The organism is Pseudomonas uvaldensis, assembly GCF_021271205.1.
GTDB classification, from domain to species: Bacteria; Pseudomonadota; Gammaproteobacteria; order Pseudomonadales; family Pseudomonadaceae; genus Aquipseudomonas; species Aquipseudomonas uvaldensis.
Window position 1 is genome coordinate 459246 of record NZ_JAIWKS010000006.1, and the last position, 20167, is coordinate 479412.

At 62.8% G+C, this 20167-nt stretch carries 19 protein-coding genes; 5 read left to right on the forward strand and 14 right to left on the reverse strand.

Annotation, left to right across the window (positions count from 1 at the left end; translation table 11 throughout):
* Positions 1-77: 77 nt before the first annotated feature.
* The 4 genes from urtA to LCU97_RS16890 all read right to left on the reverse strand — a co-directional run bounded on the left by urtA (position 78) and on the right by LCU97_RS16890 (position 4330).
* A complete protein-coding gene (gene urtA, locus LCU97_RS16875; protein WP_232777234.1) occupies positions 78-1343 on the reverse strand; it encodes an urea ABC transporter substrate-binding protein in 1266 nt (421 codons plus the stop codon).
* A gap of 247 nt (positions 1344-1590) precedes the next feature.
* A complete protein-coding gene (locus tag LCU97_RS16880; RefSeq protein WP_053155535.1) occupies positions 1591-2601 on the reverse strand; it encodes a FecCD family ABC transporter permease in 1011 nt (336 codons plus the stop codon).
* Positions 2598-3545: an ABC transporter substrate-binding protein gene (locus LCU97_RS16885; protein ID WP_053155533.1), complete on the reverse strand. Its 948-nt coding sequence runs from the start codon at positions 3543-3545 to the stop codon at positions 2598-2600. The genes LCU97_RS16880 and LCU97_RS16885 overlap by 4 nt, the downstream gene beginning before the upstream one ends.
* Complete coding sequence (locus tag LCU97_RS16890; RefSeq protein ID WP_232777236.1) at positions 3542-4330, reverse strand: ABC transporter ATP-binding protein; 789 nt, start codon at positions 4328-4330, stop codon at positions 3542-3544. The genes LCU97_RS16885 and LCU97_RS16890 overlap by 4 nt, the downstream gene beginning before the upstream one ends.
* Before the next feature lie 209 nt (positions 4331-4539).
* Here LCU97_RS16890 and LCU97_RS16895 point away from each other — a divergent pair, with 209 nt between their 5' ends.
* Positions 4540-4944, forward strand: a complete 405-nt coding sequence (locus tag LCU97_RS16895; RefSeq protein WP_232777238.1) for a hypothetical protein — start codon at positions 4540-4542, stop codon at positions 4942-4944.
* Positions 4945-5476: 532 nt separating this feature from the next.
* Here LCU97_RS16895 and LCU97_RS16900 read toward each other — a convergent pair.
* The 10 genes from LCU97_RS16900 to LCU97_RS16945 all read right to left on the reverse strand — a co-directional run bounded on the left by LCU97_RS16900 (position 5477) and on the right by LCU97_RS16945 (position 15351).
* Positions 5477-6856: a PepSY-associated TM helix domain-containing protein gene (locus tag LCU97_RS16900; protein WP_232777239.1), complete on the reverse strand. Its 1380-nt coding sequence runs from the start codon at positions 6854-6856 to the stop codon at positions 5477-5479.
* A gap of 145 nt (positions 6857-7001) precedes the next feature.
* Entirely contained in the window at positions 7002-9110 is a 2109-nt protein-coding gene (locus tag LCU97_RS16905; protein ID WP_232777241.1) for a TonB-dependent copper receptor, read from the reverse strand.
* An 84-nt stretch (positions 9111-9194) separates the two neighbouring features.
* On the reverse strand, positions 9195-9587 hold the full coding sequence (locus tag LCU97_RS16910; RefSeq protein WP_053155687.1) for a DUF2946 domain-containing protein: 393 nt from the start codon (positions 9585-9587) through the stop codon (positions 9195-9197).
* 54 nt (positions 9588-9641) lie between these two features.
* A complete protein-coding gene (locus tag LCU97_RS16915) occupies positions 9642-10118 on the reverse strand; it encodes a copper chaperone PCu(A)C (protein ID WP_232777242.1) in 477 nt (158 codons plus the stop codon).
* A 46-nt stretch (positions 10119-10164) separates the two neighbouring features.
* Positions 10165-10563, reverse strand: a complete 399-nt coding sequence (locus LCU97_RS16920) for a DUF2946 domain-containing protein (protein ID WP_232777243.1) — start codon at positions 10561-10563, stop codon at positions 10165-10167.
* Positions 10564-10721: 158 nt separating this feature from the next.
* On the reverse strand, positions 10722-11045 hold the full coding sequence (locus tag LCU97_RS16925; protein WP_232777244.1) for a helix-turn-helix domain-containing transcriptional regulator: 324 nt from the start codon (positions 11043-11045) through the stop codon (positions 10722-10724).
* A gap of 153 nt (positions 11046-11198) precedes the next feature.
* Positions 11199-11924, reverse strand: coding sequence for a cobalt-precorrin-6A reductase (locus tag LCU97_RS16930; protein WP_232777245.1), 726 nt, complete (start codon positions 11922-11924; stop codon positions 11199-11201).
* The gene (locus tag LCU97_RS16935) at positions 11921-13018 is read right to left on the reverse strand and encodes a cobalt-precorrin-5B (C(1))-methyltransferase (RefSeq protein WP_232777246.1); all 1098 of its coding nucleotides are present in this window, start codon (positions 13016-13018) and stop codon (positions 11921-11923) included. Before LCU97_RS16935 ends, LCU97_RS16930 begins: the two co-directional genes overlap by 4 nt.
* A complete protein-coding gene (gene cbiE, locus LCU97_RS16940) occupies positions 13011-14222 on the reverse strand; it encodes a precorrin-6y C5,15-methyltransferase (decarboxylating) subunit CbiE (protein WP_232777247.1) in 1212 nt (403 codons plus the stop codon). The genes LCU97_RS16935 and cbiE overlap by 8 nt, the downstream gene beginning before the upstream one ends.
* Before the next feature lie 223 nt (positions 14223-14445).
* Entirely contained in the window at positions 14446-15351 is a 906-nt protein-coding gene (locus LCU97_RS16945; RefSeq protein ID WP_053155515.1) for a zeta toxin family protein, read from the reverse strand.
* Between the two features lie 251 nt (positions 15352-15602).
* Between LCU97_RS16945 and cobG the strand changes: the two genes are divergently transcribed.
* The 4 genes from cobG to cobJ are packed head-to-tail and all read left to right on the forward strand — an operon-like array spanning position 15603 to position 19969.
* The gene (cobG, locus tag LCU97_RS16950; RefSeq protein WP_232777248.1) at positions 15603-16922 is read left to right on the forward strand and encodes a precorrin-3B synthase; all 1320 of its coding nucleotides are present in this window, start codon (positions 15603-15605) and stop codon (positions 16920-16922) included.
* Positions 16915-17541 carry a precorrin-8X methylmutase gene (locus tag LCU97_RS16955; RefSeq protein WP_053155511.1) on the forward strand — a complete coding sequence of 209 codons (627 nt, stop codon included), beginning with the start codon at positions 16915-16917 and terminating at the stop codon, positions 17539-17541. The genes cobG and LCU97_RS16955 overlap by 8 nt, the downstream gene beginning before the upstream one ends.
* Positions 17541-18272, forward strand: coding sequence for a precorrin-2 C(20)-methyltransferase (locus LCU97_RS16960; RefSeq protein WP_053155508.1), 732 nt, complete (start codon positions 17541-17543; stop codon positions 18270-18272). Before LCU97_RS16955 ends, LCU97_RS16960 begins: the two co-directional genes overlap by 1 nt.
* Positions 18269-19969: a precorrin-3B C(17)-methyltransferase gene (gene cobJ / locus LCU97_RS16965; RefSeq protein ID WP_232777249.1), complete on the forward strand. Its 1701-nt coding sequence runs from the start codon at positions 18269-18271 to the stop codon at positions 19967-19969. Before LCU97_RS16960 ends, cobJ begins: the two co-directional genes overlap by 4 nt.
* Positions 19970-20167: the final 198 nt, after the last annotated feature.

A 20167-nucleotide genomic window follows, 5' to 3' on the forward strand; every position in this document is an offset into this window, starting at 1 on the left:
GAGTCCGCATTCGCGAGCAAGCCCGCCCCCACAAGGATTGTGTGTCGGCCCGGGGATTGGGGCCAACACCCATGGGCTCAGTTGCTCTTCACCGCATAGTCAGGCTTCTTGTCGTTGCCGGCGATGAAGGGGCTCCACGGCTGGGCGCGGATCGGGCCTTCGGTCTGCCAGACCACGTTGAACTGACCGTCGGCCTGGATCTCGCCGATCATCACCGGCTTGTGCAGGTGGTGGTTGGTCTTGTCCATGGTCAGGGTGTAGCCCGACGGTGCGGCGAAGGTCTGGCCGGCCAGGGCTTCGCGCACCTTGTCGACGTCGGTGGACTTGGCTTTTTCCACCGCTTGCGCCCACATGTGGATACCGACGTAGGTGGCTTCCATCGGGTCGTTGGTGACGGCCTTGTCGGCGCCGGGCAGGTTCTTGGCCTTGGCGTAGGCTTTCCATGCCTCGACGAATTTCTTGTTCGCCGGGTTATCCACCGACTCGAAGTAGTTCCACGCCGCCAGGTTGCCGATCAACGGCTTGGTGTCGATACCGCGCAGTTCTTCTTCGCCCACGGAGAACGCCACCACCGGAACGTCGGTGGCTTTCAGGCCTTGGTTCGCCAGCTCCTTGTAGAACGGCACGTTGGAGTCGCCGTTGACCGTGGAAATCACCGCCGTCTTGCCGCCGGCCGAGAATTTCTTGATGTTGGCGACGATGGTCTGGTAATCGCTGTGACCGAACGGGGTGTAGACCTCTTCGATGTCCTTGTCCGCCACGCCTTTGGAGTGCAGGAACGCACGCAGGATCTTGTTGGTGGTACGTGGATAAACGTAATCGGTGCCCAGCAGGAAGTAGCGCTTGGCACTGCCGCCTTCTTCGCTCATCAGATATTCCACCGCCGGAATCGCCTGTTGGTTCGGTGCTGCGCCGGTGTAGAACACGTTCGGCGACATCTCTTCGCCTTCGTATTGCACCGGGTAGAACAGCAGGCCGTTGAGTTCTTCGAACACCGGCAACACGGATTTACGCGATACCGAGGTCCAGCAACCAAACACCACGGCAACCTTGTCCTGGGTCAGCAACTGCCGGCCCTTCTCGGCGAACAGCGGCCAGTTCGACGCCGGGTCCACGACCACCGCTTCCAGTTTCTTGCCGTTCACACCGCCCTTGGCGTTGATCTCGTCGATGGTCATCAGCGCCATGTCCTTGAGAGACGTCTCGGAAATCGCCATGGTCCCGGACAACGAATGCAGGATACCGACCTTGATGGTTTCGGCGGCCTGGACGGTCCAGGCCATGCCCATCGCGGCAATACTGGCCGAGAGTGTGAAAGCCTTGATCAAGCTACGACGTTTCATTGTGCGATCTCCGTGACTTTATGAGTGTTCTTGGTGGGCAGATGCGGACGCTGAACGGGGCTTTTGCAAGGGGTGTGCCCGGTTGGGGAGAGGCTTTGAAACAAGGGGATGGCGCAGGGAATGGACAGGGTGGTGCACCAGGAGTGCTCGTCATGCGATGGCTGGTGCGACCTGACGCGCCACATTGGGGCGTGTTGATTGCGGTCATTGACGCTCCCACAATGGGGGTGTGTGCAAGCCTTGAAAGTCAGCGCCGCCGCATCAAACCGATGAAGAACAACCCGCCGATGGCCGCGGTGGCGACACCAATCGGCAGGTCCTCGGGGGCGATCAGGGTGCGGGCGGCGACATCCACCCAGATCAAGAACAGGCTGCCCAGCAGCACGCACGCTGGAAGTAGCCGACGATGCTCGGCACCCACCAGGCGCCGGGCAATGTGCGGCACCATCAGCCCGACAAAACCGATCGAGCCGCTGATGGACACCAGCACGCCGGTCATCAGCGAGGCAATCAGAAAGATCCACAAGCGCACTCGCGCTGCGTTCAGCCCCAGGGTCACGGCGGTCTGCTCGCCGGCCATCAATGCATTCAGCGGCCGGGCCATGCCCAGCAGCAACACCAGCCCCAGCGATACGCTGACGGCCGGCACCGCCAGCAGCTCCCACCGCGCCAGGCCCAGGCCGCCGAGCATCCAGAACATCACGGCAGAGCTGGCGCGATGGTCCCCCAGGAACAGCAGTAAATTGGCCGCCGCCATCATCACGAACGACACCGCCACCCCGCATAGCAACAGGCGGTCGCTTTCCAGGCGACCCTGGCGGCTGGCAACGGCCAGCACCAAAAACATGCTCAGCAACGCGCCGACGAACGCGGCCAGGGGCAGGGTCAGCAGACCGACGATTTCGCCGACATGCAGCACCACGATCACTGCCCCCAGGGTTGCGCCAGACGTGACGCCCAATAGGTGTGGATCAGCCAGCGGATTGCGCGTCACCGCTTGCAGCACCGCGCCGATCAACGCCAGCCCCGCGCCCACCAAGGCCCCGAGCAACAGGCGCGGCACACGGATCAGCCAGACGATGTTTTCCTGGCCGGGCGGCCAGTAGGCGTCGCCGATACCGAAAGCCTTGTTCAACAGAATGTCCCAGACCACGGCCACCGGTACCCGCGCCGGGCCGAAGCCCAGGGACACCACGCAGGACACCAGCATCAACACGCCGAGCAGCACCAGCAATGCGCCATAGCGACGAGCGCTCATAGGGCGTGAAAACCCTTCGCCAGGGTCTGCACCGCCAGAACGTTATCGATCCCCGGCGTGGCCTGGACGTAGGGAATCACAATGAAACGGCGATGCTTGATCGCGTCCACCGATTGCAAGGCCGGGTTGTCCAGCAGGAACTGTTGCTTTTGCTCGGCGCTGATTTCGCCGTAGTCGACGATCACGATGACCTGGGGATTGCGCTCCACCACGTTTTCCCAATTAACCCGGGTCCAGCTGGTTTCCAGATCATCCAGGATGTTGCGCCCACCGGCCGCGTCGATCAGTGCCTGGGGCATGCCGAGCCGGCCGGAGGTCATGGCGCGGTCTTCACCGCTGTCGTACAGGAACACCCGAGGTCGATCAGGCGGCAACTGCTTGCGGACCTCGGCCACTTGGGCCTGCATCGTCGCAATCAGTGCTTCGGCGCGATCCTGCACATCGAAGATCTTCCCCAGGTTGCGCAGGTCGTTATAGGTGTCTTCCAGCGAAGCCGCCGGACGCTTCATGACGAAGGCGCAGGATTCGGTCAGCTCGTATACGTTGATGCCCAGCGGTTGCAGGGTCTGTGGCGTCAGGTCGCCGCCCACCCGCATGCCGTAGTCCCAACCGGCGAAGAAAAAATCCACGTTGGCACTGAGCAGGGTTTCCACCGAGGGGTACTTGGCCGCCAGTTCCGGCAGGCCATCGAGGATCTTCGCCATCTCGGGCGTCACGGCCTTCCAGCCACTGATGCCGCTATAGCCCACCATGCGCGGTTTGAGCCCGAGGGCGAGCATCATCTGAGTCATGTTGATGTCATGGCTGACGGCATGCCGGGGTGCTTCGTTGAACACCACCTGACGGTTGCAGCTCTGGATCGTCAATGGATAGCGGGTGGCTTCGGCCAGGGACTGAGCGCTGCACAGCAGCAGTGGCAACAGTAGCAGGGAACGCAGGGTCATGGTTGGGTTATCCAGGTGATTCGTGGGTAGCCGGCCAGGGGATGTGCGTCCACCAGGGCGTCGATGCCGAACACGTCGCGCAACAGCGCGGCGGTCAGGACGTCCCGCGGTGTACCGCTGGCGACGATGTGGCCGTGGTCGATGACGTACAGCCGGTCACAGAAGGCGGCTGCCAGGTTCAAGTCGTGAAGGCTGGCGAGGGTGCCGATGCCGAGGCCTTTGATCAGTTGCAGCAAGTGCAGTTGATAGCGGGGGTCGAGGTGATTGGTCGGCTCATCGAGGATCAACAGTTGCGGCTGCTGGGCTAGGGCACGGGCCAGGATGACACGTTGCTTTTCGCCGCCCGACAGGGTGGCGAAGCCATGGTCGCCGAAGCCTTGCAGCCCGACGGCTGCCAGGGCCTGGAGTACCAGGCGCCGGTCTTCATGGTTATCGCCATCGAACAGGCCCTTGTGGGGTGTACGACCCATGGCGACCACTTCTTCCACCGTCAGGCCAAAGGCGTCGGGAAATTCCTGCAACACCACGGCGATACGCTGCGCGCACCAGCGCGATGACTGTCGCCAGATATTGCGATGGTCGAGCGTCACCTCACCGCTTTCCAGCCGATTGAAGCGATAAGCGCAGCGCAACAGGCTGGTCTTGCCGCTGCCGTTGGGACCGATCAAACCGACAAACTCCCCGGCCGCCACTTGCAGCGTCACGTCACGCAGCTGGAATTGGTGATGGCAGTGGCCCTGGCCCAGGGGTGTCCAGGCGAGGTGGGTGAGGGACAGGGAGGTCATGCATCTACTCAAGTCATGTGGGGCGCGCGCATCCCACAGGGTTGTGTTCGCGTTTTTCCAATAGCGGGCGCGATTGTAATGGTTCGCGCCGCTTTCCGTTAACGCGCCGTCTTCAACCACAGGATTAGATTGGCTCCGGTTGACAGGTCGCCCTGCAACCGGGGGCAGTGATTGCGTTGTAGCTTTGCCGTCTAAAAAAGAGAAAGGTAATGCCTAATCAGTTAAATGCACTGTCATTTATTACAGTTTATCTGGCTGCGGTTGGCTTCTACTCTGGAGTCTCCACTACTCATCATGAGGATGAATCGATGAACCGCTTGATAAATGGACTTACCCTGGCAGCATTGCTGGCAGGTATTCATCAAATCGCGCTGGCGGATGATTGCACCGAGGGGTGGCGAAAAAGCTCGGCCGCCCAGAGTTGCGGGGCGCAAGGCCAAGGAATAGGGGGCGGCTGGGCCGATATCAAGGATGAAGGCAACGGGCAGTGCTTGCTTCATACCTGGTGCACGGTAGGCCCAACCCACAATGGCATGCCGAATTCCTTCCGTGGCACGCCCGATACGCTGTCCAAGCTGCAAAATATCAACGGAGTGCTCAAGGTCGCTCCATGACTTTGAAAGGAGTCGAGGTCCGGCGGCGCGGAATCAGCGTTGACTCCGCGTTTGCCGTTTTGCCCCGAATGCTGTCGCTCGCGACCGAAGTAGTCTGAAGCGGCATTGGTATTAATAACGACCGCAAGGCCTGTCGGATGCGGGTCAGCCTGCTTCTCCCTCAAGCGAGGTTGAAAGCCATGACAATGTCCAGGTTTCGGGTGCTTGTCGGCGCGCTGGCTTTCTGGTGTCTGTTCATCCGCCCTGCTGCTACTTCCGAGCTTTCCTGCGAGCAGGCATGGGGGGCCAACCCGATCAGCTCCAGCTGCAAGGCGACGGTGAGCGCCGTGGAGGGGCGCCCACCTCGCGCGATGATCGAGCCTCAGGGCAACGGGCAATGCCGGATCACAGTGACGTGCAGAAACGCCTACGGTGGAGGCACGCCCAACGAGGTCGAAGGGGTCAGCGTCATCGAGGTGAAAAGTCTTCACATCTGCAACGGCATCCTTCAACAGGAGTCCTGTGGGGACCTGTTTCGACCCTGATCGTTTTTTCATCGTACGGCATCGCTGTTGGTGCCTGGCGACCAGCGCGAAATCAACACGCGGTCGACGATCCAGATCACCACCAGCGAAGCCCCCACCAGCGGGAACATCACCGCCAGAGCCAGCATGATGAACACCCCGGTCTTCCAGGTCGGCAAGTCATGACGCAACGGCGGCACGCCGAATCTTCCCTCGGGCCGACGCTTCCACCAGATCACCAGGCCGCTCACGGCGCTGAACAGGATCATCAGGCAGATCAGCAGCACGATGATCTGGTTCAGCGGGCCGAACATCTTGCCCTCGTGGAGCATCACGCCGGTTTCGGTGGCGCGGGCAACCACGCTGTAGTGCTCCCAGCGTACGTCCGCCAGGACTTTGCCGGTGTACTGATCCACGTGCAGGGTCGCATCGTTGCGCGGGTCGTCGGCGAAGACGGAAATTGTGAACACCCCGGTGGAAGTCTTTGGCAGCGTAATGCTGTAGCCGGGCGTCACGTTGCGTTCGCGGGCGATGTCCTGCACCGCTTGCAGGCTGACGGTCGGGGCGGCGGGACCTGCGTGCATGTCGCCATGGTTCATGTGCTCGGCATGGTCGCCGGACATCGGCATCGGGGTGTTTTCCACGGCCCAGGGCACGGTCTGGCGATGAGCATTGTTGAGGCTGCGCGCCTCGACGTCGGACTTGGGCACGTCGTTCCACATGGCCGCTGGGAAGCGGTTCCAGAGGTCGGCGTATTGCTTGCCCCAGAAGCCGGTCCAGGTCATGCCGCTGAGCAGCATCACCAGCAGGAATGCGGCGCCCCAGAAGCCTGCGACGACATGCAGGTCGCGCCAGAACACCCGACCACGCGCCGCCCAACGGGGCCACAACACCCCTGCCGACGACTGGCCGCGAGGCCACCACAGGTAGAGCCCGGATACCAATAGCACCACGCCCCAGCCGGCGGCCATTTCCACCAGCCGGTCACCGACGGTGCCGATCAGCAACTCGCCATGGATTGCCCGGGCCATGGCTTGCAGGTTGTTCTTTGCATCCTGCTCGCCCAGCACGTCGCCATGGTAGGGGTCGATGAACACGTTCAGTTCCCGGCCCTTGTCGATGACGACGAACTGCGCGCTGCGCTCGGCGCTGATCGGCGGCAGGTACTGTTTGACCTGGCCTTCGGGGTAGGCCTGGCGGACCTGCTTGAGCAGGTCGTCGGCGGTCATCGCGTGATGCCCGGCCGGGACGTTCAGCAGGTCGCCGTACATCAACGGATCGAGTTGTGGCTTGAACAGATAGATGATGCCGGTAAGGGCCAGCATCACCATGAAGGGCGCCACGAATAGCCCGGCATAGAAATGCCAGCGCCAGGCCAGGTTGTAGAAATTCGTTTTCGGTTGGCTCATCGAAAAGCGCTCCGCAGGGCTAATTGGGTTGTTATGTTTTTTGCGGTTGCCAGGCAACCGATCGCGGGCAAGCCTTGCTCCCACAGGTTTTGTTGACACAGGAATGAAGTAATCCCTGTGGGAGCAAGGCTTGCCCGCGATGCTGTCAGAAACTCATGTCCACCTTGGTCCAGAAGGTGCGCCCCGGTTCGTTGATGGCTTGCGGGTCGCTCGCCGGGTAGCCGAACCCGGCGTTGCCGGCCAGGTTCAGGTGTTCGGCGTAGGCCTTGCCGAACAGGTTGTCGACGCCGCTGCTGACCTTCCAATGCGAGTTGATGCGGTACGCGCCGTTGAGAGAGAACACGCCGAAGCCCGAGCTCTTGCCATAGTCCTTGCCCACCACGTTGCCCTTGTTCTCGTCGACACGGTTCTGCGCCGCCACCACGCGCCACAGGGCGCCGGCGCTCCAGCGCTCTTCGCTGTAGGTCAGGCCCAGGCGCGCATCCAGCGGCGGCATTTGCGCCAGGGCGCTGCCGTCGCTGCTGTTCTTGCCCCAGGCATAGGCCAGGGTGGCGTCGGCTTTCCAGTGCTCGGTCAGCTTGTAGGCCGCGCCCAGCTCACCGCCCATGATCCGGGCATCGATGTTCTCGGCCCGGGAAGTCGTCCCCATCATGCCGGGGGTGTAATCGAACAGGATGTAGTCGCGTACCTGCCCGACATAACCCGACGCCCAGGCCTCCAGGGTTTCGCTCTTGTACTGCAGGCCGAAATCCAGCTGCGTGGTTTTCTCCGGCTTGATCGAGTCGAAAGCATTCACCGAGCCACTGGGGCCGGTGTTTGGCGAGAACAGCTCCCAGTAATCCGGAAAACGTTGTGCGTGGCCCAGGCCGGCATAAAGGGTAGTAGGGCTGTCGGCCAGATCATGTTCGTAACGTACGAAACCGCTGGGCAGTGTGTCGGCGCGGGTTTCGTCGGCGGTGGGGTTGGGGCGGGACGACATGCCGGAGCCGATACTTTGCCGGTAATCCCTGGCCGAGGCGCGGTCGAGGCGGGCGCCGGTGATCAGCCTGTCGCGGTCGGCGGCGTACCACGTCAGTTCGCTGAACACGCCGTAGTTGTGGAAATCGGCGTCCTTGGTGCGGGGCAGGTCCTTGTAGGTATCGATGCCCATGCTGCTGCGCTGGCGATGTTCGTTGGTCTGGGCGTCCAGGCCGCTGATCAACTGCACGTCGGCCCAGCGCCAGGTGGCCTTGATCCGTGTACCGAGGGTCCGGCGATCAACGTTAGAGGCCATTGGCCCGGCCATCATTCCGGTGCCGGATGGTGTGCGCAGCGTGTAGTTGTCCATCACATGGTCGGCGTAGTTGTAGTAGACCTGTGCCTCGATCTTATCCAGCACCTCGCCCAGGTTTGAACGTTCGAAGCGCAGCCCCAGACTTTCGCGTTTGAACTGCGAACCATCCATGCCGCGCCCCGCATAGCGCGCTTCGCCGTCGCCCTTGCCGGCGGTCAGTTCCAGCAGGGTATCGGCATCCGGCGTCCAGCCGAGGGTGACGTCGCCGTTCCATTTGTCGTAGCGCGACGGCACCGTGTCGTTATTGCCGTCGCGGTAATCGTCCGAGTGGGCGGTGTTGCCGATCACCCGGACATAACCCAGCGGACCACCGGCGGCAGCATCCAGCACTTTGTCGAAGCGGCCGTTGGAGCCAGCCAGCACGCTGGCGTTGACCCGGCTGCCGAGCTCGCCGAACTGCTCCGGTTCGCGGTCGAACAGGATGGTCCCGGCGGATGAGCCAGGGCCCCAGAGTACGGTTTGCGGGCCTTTGATGACGGTGAGCCTGTCGTAGGTTTCCGGTGATATGTAGGACGTCGGCGCGTCCATCCGCCCGGGACAGGCGCCCAGCAACATGCTGCCGTTGGTGAGGATATTCAGTCGCGAGCCGAACATGCCCCGCAGCACCGGGTCGCCATTGGTACCGCCATTACGCACCAGGGCGAAGCCGGGAATGGTCTTGAGGTAGTCACCGCCATCGCTGGCCGGTACCGGCTGGCGCGGGTCCTTGGGGTTGGTGACGACCGTCAGGGGCGAACTGGGGGCGATGGCGGTAATGACCGTCGGACTCAATTCTTCGACCAGGCCCTCGTGATGGTCGTGTTCCTCGGCCAGTGTGTGGGGGGCGAGCAGAAGGCCGCATAACGCGGCGAGCGCGGAGCGTAAAGGGTGGCATCGAACCTGGGCGGTGCCCAATGCGATGCCGGCGGAAAACCTGGACATGATGATTCCATCGAACAGACGTAAACGACACGGTCGGGCAACCTGGGGCTGTCTTGTGCGACCGGGTGAAAGTAAGTGTCGGATCTACGCGTCGAAGGGTGGTGCGCGGGTGCGGGCACCCGGGAAGAACGACGTCCGGGCATGGCCCAGGCGGGGGGAGGGGCTGGTGTAGGTAGTGGTCGTTGGGGTATCGAAAGCGGTGAAGGATTGTCCACCCGGCAGGGCGGGGCAATTGAACAGCAAACTGCAATAGCCGCACTTCTCCCACAGCGCATGGTGTTCGCTCCGGGGCTGGCAGTGTTCGGCCGCCGGGGCTTCATGGGTCGCATGGGCACTCGGTGACATGTCCATCGGCATGGACATATCCATGGACACGGCCATGGGTTGACCCATCGGCATCGACTGAGAAATCAGCGGACCGATGAAGATCATCAACATGGCAAACAGGCTGATCCAGCTGCCGCGTGCCAGGCTCATCGACTGGCGGCGGGGTTTGGCTGGCCTGGTGCGGGGAAGACCCATGGGCAGGTATCAGTGCGTGTGGGTTTCGACCTGGGTGCCGTCGGAGGCTTTTTTCTGCACCGCAACCTCAACGGTGATGTCCCCGGCTTTCTCGAAATGCAGGGTCATGGGGAAACGCTTGCCGTCGCTCAGCGGGCTGCGGTCCTTCAGTTCAAGCAACATCACGTGATAGGCCATCGGCGCGAAGGTGACGGTGGCGCCCGGAGCGATCTCGACGACAGGCACGGGTTGCATCTTCATCAGGTCGTCCTGCTTCACATGCTCGTGAAGCTCGGCCTTGCCGGCGATGGGAGCGTCGACGCTGAGCAGTTTATCGGCGGTGGTACCGGTGTTGTGGATCACGAAATATGCGGCCACGGTCGGCGCGTTCGGCGGCAGTTCCTGGGACCAGGGATGGCCGATTTCGAGCTGGCCCACCTTGTATTGGTGAGCTTGGGCGAAGCCAACGGGAAGCAGCAGGGCGAGCAGAATAAGTTTCTTCAACATGACAATTCTCCGGAACGATTCAAGGCGCAGATGTTTGCGAAAGGAATCAGGCCAGAGGTGAAGCACGGGGATTGAGGCTCGGCCATTGCTGGCGTGGCGTAGGACTGTCCAGTGCCGGGGGGATGACACCGCCCTGGACCGGCCGGGCATCGAGATACAACTGCGGGGCTTGACCGGCGAGCGCCACCGACGCTGGCGAACCCGAGCAGCACCAGCAATGCTGCATCGTCGAGTGGTCGTCCTTCGACGGCGTGCCCTGCTCGAACTTGCCCAGGGAGATCGCCACCATCTTCGTGCCGCTGGACGAACAGAAGCTGCCCCACAACAGCTGCTCGACCGGCGCATTCATGCTCGCCCCGGCGGCGCCGGACAGCGGCATGGCAAGCATGTTGAACAGCACTGCGAAGCAGGCGATCCAGGCAAATGCAAGCCGTTGTCGGGACATGGGGCAATCCGCTCGGTTGGGCGATCAGGTGGCGGTATTTAGCCTGATCGGGGGGCAGAAGTAAAAAAGGCGTGTGCGGTGTAGGGTCGCAGGGTTTGGGTTAACAGTAGCAATAGATTAGGCGCGGGGGATGTCGCGACGGTGCGATATCGTATATTTCAATGCGCCGGCACAGCATGTACCTGCATATTGACCCTCAGTGTTGTGCGTATCACCGCAAAAATTGCTGCCAGATTGTCCATGCTTGGGTTGCCCTTGGCCGAGAGCATTCGATGCAAGCTTTTGCTGGGTTTAGAGGTTTCCTTGGCCAGCTCTTCGAAACCAACGGTAGCATTGACGAGATCACGGAGAATCATCCTAGCCATCTCCGGCTCTCCATTTAGAAACAGGGTGGCGGCCTCATCCAGCAGGATCTGAGCGAATTCAGGATCACGCTGCGCGCGTTCGGCAATTGTATGTTTATAGCTTCGAGTTAGAGCCATTGCGTTACTTGTACGCCGCTTGGTTGTCCAGACTGGAATACCAGCGCTGGAACGGGCTTGTATCGTTGTCTTGTATGTATTCTTCGAGTGTGATCACGTTCGGCCTTGAAGGTAACAAATAGGTTACTGTTCATGCAAGGCCGCGATCTTGGCTCATAAGCTTGAAGGCGCCAACGCCGTATATGTTTCTTCAAGCGTCAAAAACACCCTGTCCACCCCTGGCAACACCGGCCGTTTCAACACCAACACCGGCACCCCACGCTCCCGCGCCACCTCCAGCTTCGGCTCAGTAGCCGTGCTTCCGCTGTTCTTGCTGATCAGCACATCGATCTGTCGCCGCTCGAACAATACGCGCTCGTCTTCGAGGTGAAAGGGTCCGCGTGCGCCGATGACTTCGCATCGTTCGTTACCGGGGTAGACGTCCAGGGCGCGCAAGGTCCAGAACTGCTCTGGCGGGATTTCGTGCAGGTGTTGCAGCGGTTCGCGGCCCAGGGTGAACAGGGGGCGGCGAAAGGGTTTCAGGGCCTGGATCAGTTCGGCCCAGTCGGCCACGTCGCGCCAGTCGTCGCCGGCCTGGGGCTGCCAGGCCGGACGGCGCAGGGCCCAGCAGGGAATGCCGCAGACGCGGGCTGCGTGGGCGGCGTTGTGGCTGATCTGCGCGGCGTAGGGGTGGGTGGCGTCAAGCAGCAGGTCGATGCCTTGTTCGCGGATGAACTGCGCCAGCCCTTCGGCACCGCCGAAGCCGCCGACGCGCACCTGGCAAGTCAGGTCCGTCGGGACGCGGCCGATGCCCGCCAGGCTGTAGATGTGTTGCGGTCCTAGCGTTCGGGCGATGGCCAGGGCTTCAGTGATGCCGCCCAACAGTAGGATACGTTTCATTTCAGTGATCCTGCATGGCCGACGATGCCGCCCTGGCGGTCGATGGCGAAGACTTCCACCTGGACCTCGGCCGGTACGATGCTGCGGACGAAGGCCAGGGCGTGCTCGCATACCACGTCGCCGAGGACGATGCCGGCGGCGCTGGCCATCGCCAGGGCTTGCTGGCTGGTGTTGGCGTCGCGGATACCTTGTTGCAATGCTTCATCGGCGCCGATACTGGCTGCCCAGTCAGCCAGTTGGGGCAGGTCAATGCTTGAGTGACGGCTATGCAAATCCATGTGGCCGGCGGCAAGCTTGCTGATCTTGCCAAAGCCACCGCACAGGCTGAGTTTTTCCACCGGGACCTTGCGCACATGCTTGAGCACGGCACCGACGAAATCGCCCATCTCGATCAGGGCGATTTCCGGCAGGTTGTAGACCCGGCGCATGGTGTCTTCGCTGGCGTTGCCAGTGCAGGCGGCGATGTGCAGGTAGCCGTTGGTCTTCGCCACGTCGATGCCCTGGTGGATCGAGGCAATATAGGCCGCGCAGGAAAAAGGCCGGACGATGCCGCTGGTGCCGAGGATCGACAAACCGCCGAGAATCCCCAGCCGAGGGTTCATGGTTTTCAGCGCCAAGGCTTCGCCGCCCTCGACATTGACCGTGACCTCGAAGCCGCCGGCGTAGCCGGTTTCCACCGCCAGCCGACCGAGGTGATCGCTGATCATCTGGCGCGGCACCGGGTTGATCGCCGGCTCACCGACCGCCAGCACCAGGCCGGGGCGTGTCACGGTACCGACGCCGCGCCCGGCCAGGAAACGTACCCCCGGCTCGGTCAACAGGCGCACCTGGGAAAACAGCAATGCGCCGTGGGTAACGTCCGGATCGTCACCGGCATCCTTGATTGTGCCGGCCTCGGCGCCCTGTTCGGTCAGCCGACAGAACTCCAGGCGCATCTGCACCTGTCTGCCCTTGGGCAGCACGATTTCCACGGCATCGGCACAACTGCCGCCCAGCAACAGGCGCGCCGCCGCGAGGCTGGTGGCCGTGGCGCAACTGCCGGTGGTCAGGCCACTGCGCAGGGGGGCAGGTTGTTCGGCGGTTTCGTCACGCATCGAGAGGTTTTACCAGCTCCAGCAGGGTGATCGGCAGCGCCTGGCGCCACGTGTCGAACTCGCCCAGTGGTTGGGCCTGGGCGACGTGAATGCGGGTCAGTTCGCCGCCGTGACGTTCGCGCCAGTCCATCAGCGTCATCTCGCTTTGCAGGGTCACGGCGTTCGCCACCAGTCGTCCGCCGGGCTTGAGCCGGTCCCAGCAGGCGTCAAGCACGCCTTCGCGGGTCACTCCGCCACCGATGAAGATGGCGTCCGGCGGCTCCAGCCCTTCGAGGGCCTGGGGCGCTCGCCCACGAATCAATTGCAGGCCCGGCACGCCGAGGGTGTCGCGATTCCGCTCGATCAACCCTTGGCGCCCTTCGTCGGCTTCAATCGCCAGGGCCCGGCAACTGGGGTGGGTGCGCATCCATTCAATGCCGATGGAGCCGCTGCCAGCGCCCACGTCCCACAGCAATTCGCCTGGTAGCGGGGCGAGGCGGGCCAGGGTGATTGCGCGCACGTCGCGCTTGGTCAATTGGCCGTCGTGTTCGAACGCGCTGTCCGGCAGACCGGCCAGACGAGACAGGCGCGATGTGTGGAGCTCGGCCCGGCATTCGACGGCGATCAGGTTCAGGTCGGCGATGGTCGGGTCGGACCATTGCGCGGCGCAGTTTTCGATGCGTCGTTCCGCCGGGCCGCCGAGGTGTTCAAGCACGGTCATCGGGCTGGGGCCGAAGCCGCGTTCGCGTAGCAGCGCTGCCACCGCGGCCGGGCTGTGCCGGTCATTGCTCAATATCACCAACCTGACGCCTGTGGACAAATGGGCGTTGAGCACGGCCAGGGGACGCGCAACCAACGACAGAGTGACCACGTCCTGCAATGGCCAACCCATGCGTGCCGCCGCCAGCGAACAGGAGGATGGGGCAGGGAAGACTTGCATCTGGTCAGTCGGGAGCTGTCTGGCCAGGCTGGCGCCCACGCCGTAGAACATCGGGTCGCCGCTGGCCAGCACGCACACCGGCTCTCCCCGCCGCGTCAGCAGCGTTTCGAGGGAAAACGGGCTGGGCCATGGCTCCCGTTCGCCGCGGATGCATGCAGGCAATAGCGCCAGCTGACGGGCGCTGCCGACGATGCGCGAGGCTTGCAGCAAGGCGTGGCGGGCCGCGCGGCCCAGACCTTTGAAGCCGTCTTCACCGATGCCCACGATCGTCAGCCAGGGGGTCATCTTTGTTCCTCGTGTGGATGGGGTTGTCCTGCGTGCCTGTCAGGCTGCGAACCGGGCCGCCATCATACCGCGAACCTGTGGGAGCGAGCTCTGCTCGCGATAGCGGCCTGTCATTCGACATCTGCATCGACTTATTCACTGCCATCGCGAGCAGGCTCGCTCCCACTGGATTTGCGCGGCGATCCCAAGGCGCGGCGGCGCATTCGACACTACTGTTCCTGGCTCATCGATAGACATACCTGAGGATATAAGCGTACAGGTCATTGAAAACAGACTCGGGCACATGGTCAGCGTGAATCTGCGCCTTGGACAACGCCAGGTGGCATTCCTTGACCATTTCCTCCCGATCACCAATGAGGTGGAGGCGATTATTGACGATGGGCTCGAAAACACTTGTGTAGGCTACCTTGGAACCACTGATGACCACGGCGCCGCCTGACCTTTGGCTATAGAGGCTCTGGACGCGCAGGACACGTTCTTTCAAGGGGCCGAACCCGCGTTCATACAGGAAAATCTGCGAGCCGCTGACCGCCTTGGCGGCCGTCTCGAAGGCGTGGATGGTCGCCTGGGCGTTACCGAGGCTGGCGTTCAGCGCCGAGAGCGGGACAAACCGTTCCATTTCCTGCTTTTCCAGGCTCTTGAGTGCGCGCTGGATGCTCGACAGGTGGGCGAAGGCTTTCTTGCAGGCGATGATGTGGGTTTCGAACTGATACCCGGCAGCCGTCGCCGCCGGGGGGAAGGCGGCGAAATCAAGGCTGTCGAACGCACACTCCATGATGATGTTGTATTTGCATTGGAAAGCTTTCTCGAAGATTTTCGTGCCGATGTCCCGGACGAATGCTTCCGTATGTTCATAAGCGTGCAGTACGCCGTGCTTGATCATCCGGGCGTACTGCGGATGTTTCTCACGGTACTCGGGCAGGTACAGGCGTACGTAGTTGTCGTAGCGTCCGGTGGGCAGAAGGCTTTTTTCCAGCAGGTAGGTTTTACCCGAGCCTTGGGACCCGGCGGTAATCAGCATTTTGGGAACCGTTTCGGCCGTGATGCCCTTCAACAGCGTGGCAATGATCTCGTCATACGCCGCGGTGACCTGCGCGGGGGTGTAGGCGTAATTCAGGGTAGATGACATTCCTTGATTTCCTTATCGAGGATCGGTGTTAAGTGAGGCCTTGCTCCTTGAATGAAGCGGGTCTGCCGGTTTTGTTCAAACAGGCCTTGATTGCAAGATATGTAGACCGCCGCAGAACCTTTGCGGGACGGGTCTGCCTATTTGTCACTGCGCATGACTGAAACCGACCGGCAGGCTTTTCATGACGCCCGTCAAAGCAGGCATAATGGCGGTCCTTCGCCGATGCGGCGCGCTGATCGACCGGTTTTCCCTTGAACGAACATCCATCCTCCTGCGTCATACGCCCCACGGGTTGTCCGGGGTTGTTGCGTGTCGTCCAGGCGCTGGACGGTGGGATTTGCCGGATCAAGCTCGACGGTGGGTCCATTCAATCGGTTCAGGCCGACACCGTGGCGTCGGCGGCCGAGCGGTTCGCCGGTGGGGTCATCGAGGCGACCAATCGCGCCAACCTGCAGATCCGTGGGATTGGCGCCGCGCAGGATGCGCTGATCGAACAGTTGCTGGCCGCTGGATTGGGGCCCCATACCCCGGCTGGCGACGATGTCCGAAACCTGATGCTCAGTCCCTCGGCCGGGATCGATCGGCAGATGCTGTTCGATACCCGACCGTTGGCCGCGCAGATCCTGCTCACCTTGCAAATCCACGAACGCTTCCATGAGCTGTCGGCGAAATTCGCCGTGCAACTGGATGGCGGTGAAGCCATGGCGATGCTCGAACATCACCATGACCTGTGGTTATCAGCGCTTATCCACCGCGGTGAGCCCTGGCTGGCTTTCGGGCTGGCTGGCTCGCCGCTGGATAAACCGGCCGGGAAGGTGCCCCTGGCCCAAGGGCATGCCCTGGTGGTGATGGTGCTGGAGTCGTTCCTCGACCTGGCCCGCCCGGATCAGACACGCATGCGGCATTTGCTGGCCGAAATCCCAGAGGATGAATTTATCGTCCTGTTGGCCCGTCGCGTGGCGCTGCAACCTTGCCTCGACTGGCAGCGGGGCGCGTCCGTCGATGGATTGCACATCGGCATTCATCCCCAGCATGACGACCGGGTCTACGTTGGCGCCCAGGCTCCTCTCGGCCGGCTCGATACCGCCATGTTGCGGGGAGCGGCGCAGTTGGCTCTGGAGAAGGGGGACGGCAGTCTTCGCTTCACGCCCTGGCAAAGCCTGCTACTGCCCAACGTCGGCGCCCATGACGCGAAGCAGGTGCTGGCGCGGCTGGGTGAGCTGGGCCTGGTGTGCTCGCCCGATGAACCCCTGGCGAACCTGATCGCCTGCACCGGCTCCAGCGGCTGCGGCAAGGCCCTGGCCGATACCAAGGCCGATGCCCGGCAACTGGCTGAACGGCTGCAACGCCACGGGCAGGCCTTGAAAATCCATCTGACCGGCTGCCCTCGTTCCTGCGCGGCGGCTCATGTCGCGCCCGCCACCTTGCTGGCAGTCGGACCCGGTCGCTACGACCTCTATTTTCGCGATGCCACGCTGCCGGGGTTCGGCGCGTTGCAGGCGCACAACCTGACGATTGAAGCGCTCGGCCACTGGTTCGATGCTCACCCCCGGAGTCCCCTTGATGCTTGATTACATCCGCGACGGTCAGGAGATCTATCGCAACTCCTTCGCGATCATTCGCGCCGAGGCCAACCTGTCGCGTATCCCGCCCGACCTGGAAAAACTCGCCGTGCGGGTGATCCATGCCTGTGGCATGGTCGAGGCCGTCGACGGCCTGCAGTTTTCCGACGGCGCGGGTACGGCCGGGCGTCAGGCACTGGCTGCTGGCGCACCGATCCTGTGTGACGCGCGCATGGTATCCGAGGGCGTGACCCGCGCTCGCCTGCCGGCCAATAACCCGGTGATCTGCACCCTGCGCGACGAGCGTGTGCCGCAACTGGCCAATGAACTGGGCAATACCCGTTCGGCAGCTGCCCTGGAGCTGTGGCGCCCGTATCTGGAAGGCAGCGTCGTGGTGATCGGCAACGCGCCGACCGCGCTGTTTTATTTGTTGGAAATGCTCGATGCCGGCGCGCCGAAACCGGCGTTGATCCTCGGTTTTCCGGTGGGCTTTGTCGGTGCCGCCGAGTCCAAGGCGATGCTGGCGGCCAACAGCCGCGGCGTGCCGTTCGTGATCATGCAAGGCCGGCTGGGTGGCAGCGCCATGGCCGCCGCCGCCGTCAACGCCCTCGCTACGGAGATTGAATGATGCAGCAGCCTGGACGTCTGATCGGCCTCGGCGTAGGTCCCGGTGACCCGGAGCTGATTACCCTCAAGGCCCTGCGCCTGCTACGCGAATCTCCCGTGGTGGCGTACTTCGTCGCCAAGGGCAAGAAGGGCAACGCCTTTGGCATCATCGAGGGCCATTTGCAGACAGAGCAAACGTTGTTGCCGCTGGTCTACCCGGTGACTACCGAAGCGCTGCCGGCGCCGCTGTCGTACGAACAGGTGATCGCCGATTTCTACGACACCGCCGCCGAACACCTGGCCATGCACCTGGATGCCGGTCGCGACGTCGCGGTGATTTGCGAGGGCGATCCTTTCTTCTACGGCTCCTATATGTATCTGCACGATCGTCTGGCCGAGCGCTACGAGGCCGAAGTCGTTCCCGGCGTGTGCTCGATGCTCGGCGGCGCCTCGGTGCTGGGCGCGCCGCTGGTGTATCGCAACCAGAGCCTGTCGGTGCTGTCCGGCGTGCTGCCCCATGACGAGCTCAAGCGCCGCCTGGCCGATGCCGATGCGGCGGTGATCATGAAGCTGGGGCGCAATTTTCCCAAGGTCCGCCAGGTACTCGGCGAGCTGGGTCTGGACGGGCGGGCGCTGTACGTCGAACGGGCAACCATGGCCAATCAGAAAATCGTGCCGCTGGATGAAGTGGAGCCGATGTCCTCGCCGTATTTCTCGCTGATCATCGTGCCGGGTGAACGGTGGCAGGGATGACGTTCAAGGCTGCGGCAATCGTTATCCTTGGGCCGGGCAGTCTTGCAACGGCCCGGCGGATTCAACAGCGTTATCCCGACGCCTTGATCCACGGCCTGGCCGGGCGGGTCGAGGGGACGGACCGGCAATACCAGGAGTTCGGCGCGACGTTGCGCGAACTCTATCGCCAGGACTCGCCGATCATTGCTCTGTGCGCGGCGGGCATCGTCATTCGCACCCTGGCGCCGTTGCTGTTGGAAAAGGGCGTCGAGCCACCTGTGCTGGCAGTGGCGGAAGACGGCAGCGCCGTAGTGCCGCTGTTGGGCGGCTTGGGCGGCGTCAATGTCATGGCCCGGGAGATTGCGGCCTGCCTGCAAGTCGCCCCGGCGATCACCACCAGCGGTGAATTGCGCTTTGGCACGTGCCTGCTCAATCCGCCGAGCGGTTACCGCCTCGACGACCTGGAGCAAGGCAAGCGTTTCGTGTCCGACCTGCTGGCCGGCGAGCCGGTACGCATCGAAGGCGCCGCCCCTTGGCTGGACCAGGCGCAGTTGCCCCAGGACGAGCGGGCGCGCCTGGCGATTCGCATCGATTGCAGCGCGACCGTTCCGGTGGTCGACGAGCTGCGTATCTATCCTCGCCAGGTAGTTGTGGCGCTGAAGGCCGGCGTGGTGAATGTTGCCACTGCCATCGACGACGCTTTGCGTCAGGCTGGCCTCGCGGTGCAATCGCTGGCGTGCCTGTTGGCAGTGGACACTGAGATGGCAAGTGCGGAGTTGCATCAGGTGGCCTCGGCTCTGGGCGTGCCGCTGCGTTTTGCGGCGGCCGGGGACGATATCGCGCAATGGTTGAGCGAGGCTCTGGGCCAACCGGCTTCGCTGCAAATCGTCAATGACGTCGCCATTGCCGTGGCCGAACAGCCCCTCGATCCGCAACGGATCGGACGCGGGCGCGGACGCCTGGCGGTGATCGGCCTCGGCCCGGGGGCGGCTGATCTGATGGTGCCGGCCGTGCGGGCCGAACTGGATCGCGCTACCGATGTGCTGGGCTACGAAACCTACGTCCGCATGGCGGGGCCGTTCCGGGACGATCAGGTGCAGCATTGCACCGACAACCGTGAAGAAATGCAGCGGGCGCGACATGCCTTTGAACTGGCGGCCCGGGGACGCTCCGTGGTGGTGGTATCGTCGGGCGATCCGGGCGTGTTCGCCATGGCCGCAGCGGTGCTGGAAGCCTTGCATGAGTCGACGGATGTCCATTGGCACAACGTCGACCTGCAAATCCTGCCCGGCGTCTCGGCCTCTCTTGCCACGGCGGCCCAGGCCGGTGCGCCTTTGGGTCATGATTTCTGCGTGATGTCGCTGTCGGACAATCTCAAGCCCTGGTCGATCATCGAGAAGCGCCTGGACCTGGCGGCGCAGGCCGACCTGGCCCTGGCGTTCTACAACCCGATCTCCCGGTCGCGGCCATGGCAATTGGGGCGGGCGCTGGACATCGTCGCGCAGCATCGCACGCCTGATACTCCGGTGGTCCTGGGGCGCGACATCGGTCGTCCGGGCCAGACCCTGAGGGTCACCACCCTGGGACAACTGGCCCCGGACCAGGTGGACATGCGCACCATGGTGCTGGTGGGGTCCTCCACCACGTGTGTGTTCCCCCGCGCTGAAGGGGGCGACTGGGTGTATACGCCGCGCTGGTACGGCAGCAAACCTCGTTGATTCGATTCGGCAGCCCGTTCGGGCTGCCATAACCGCTGCATTCGTCTGTGTCCTTTTAGAGTCGCTCGATAAGTGTTGTCACTTGTGGATGGCGTGCGCTTGCCACTTTGAGTTTGTTTTTTATTTGGAAATTTATTGGGTTTGAGTGGCGCCTTGATCGTGAGTTACTTTTATTCAAGGTCATCGAGAAATTTATTT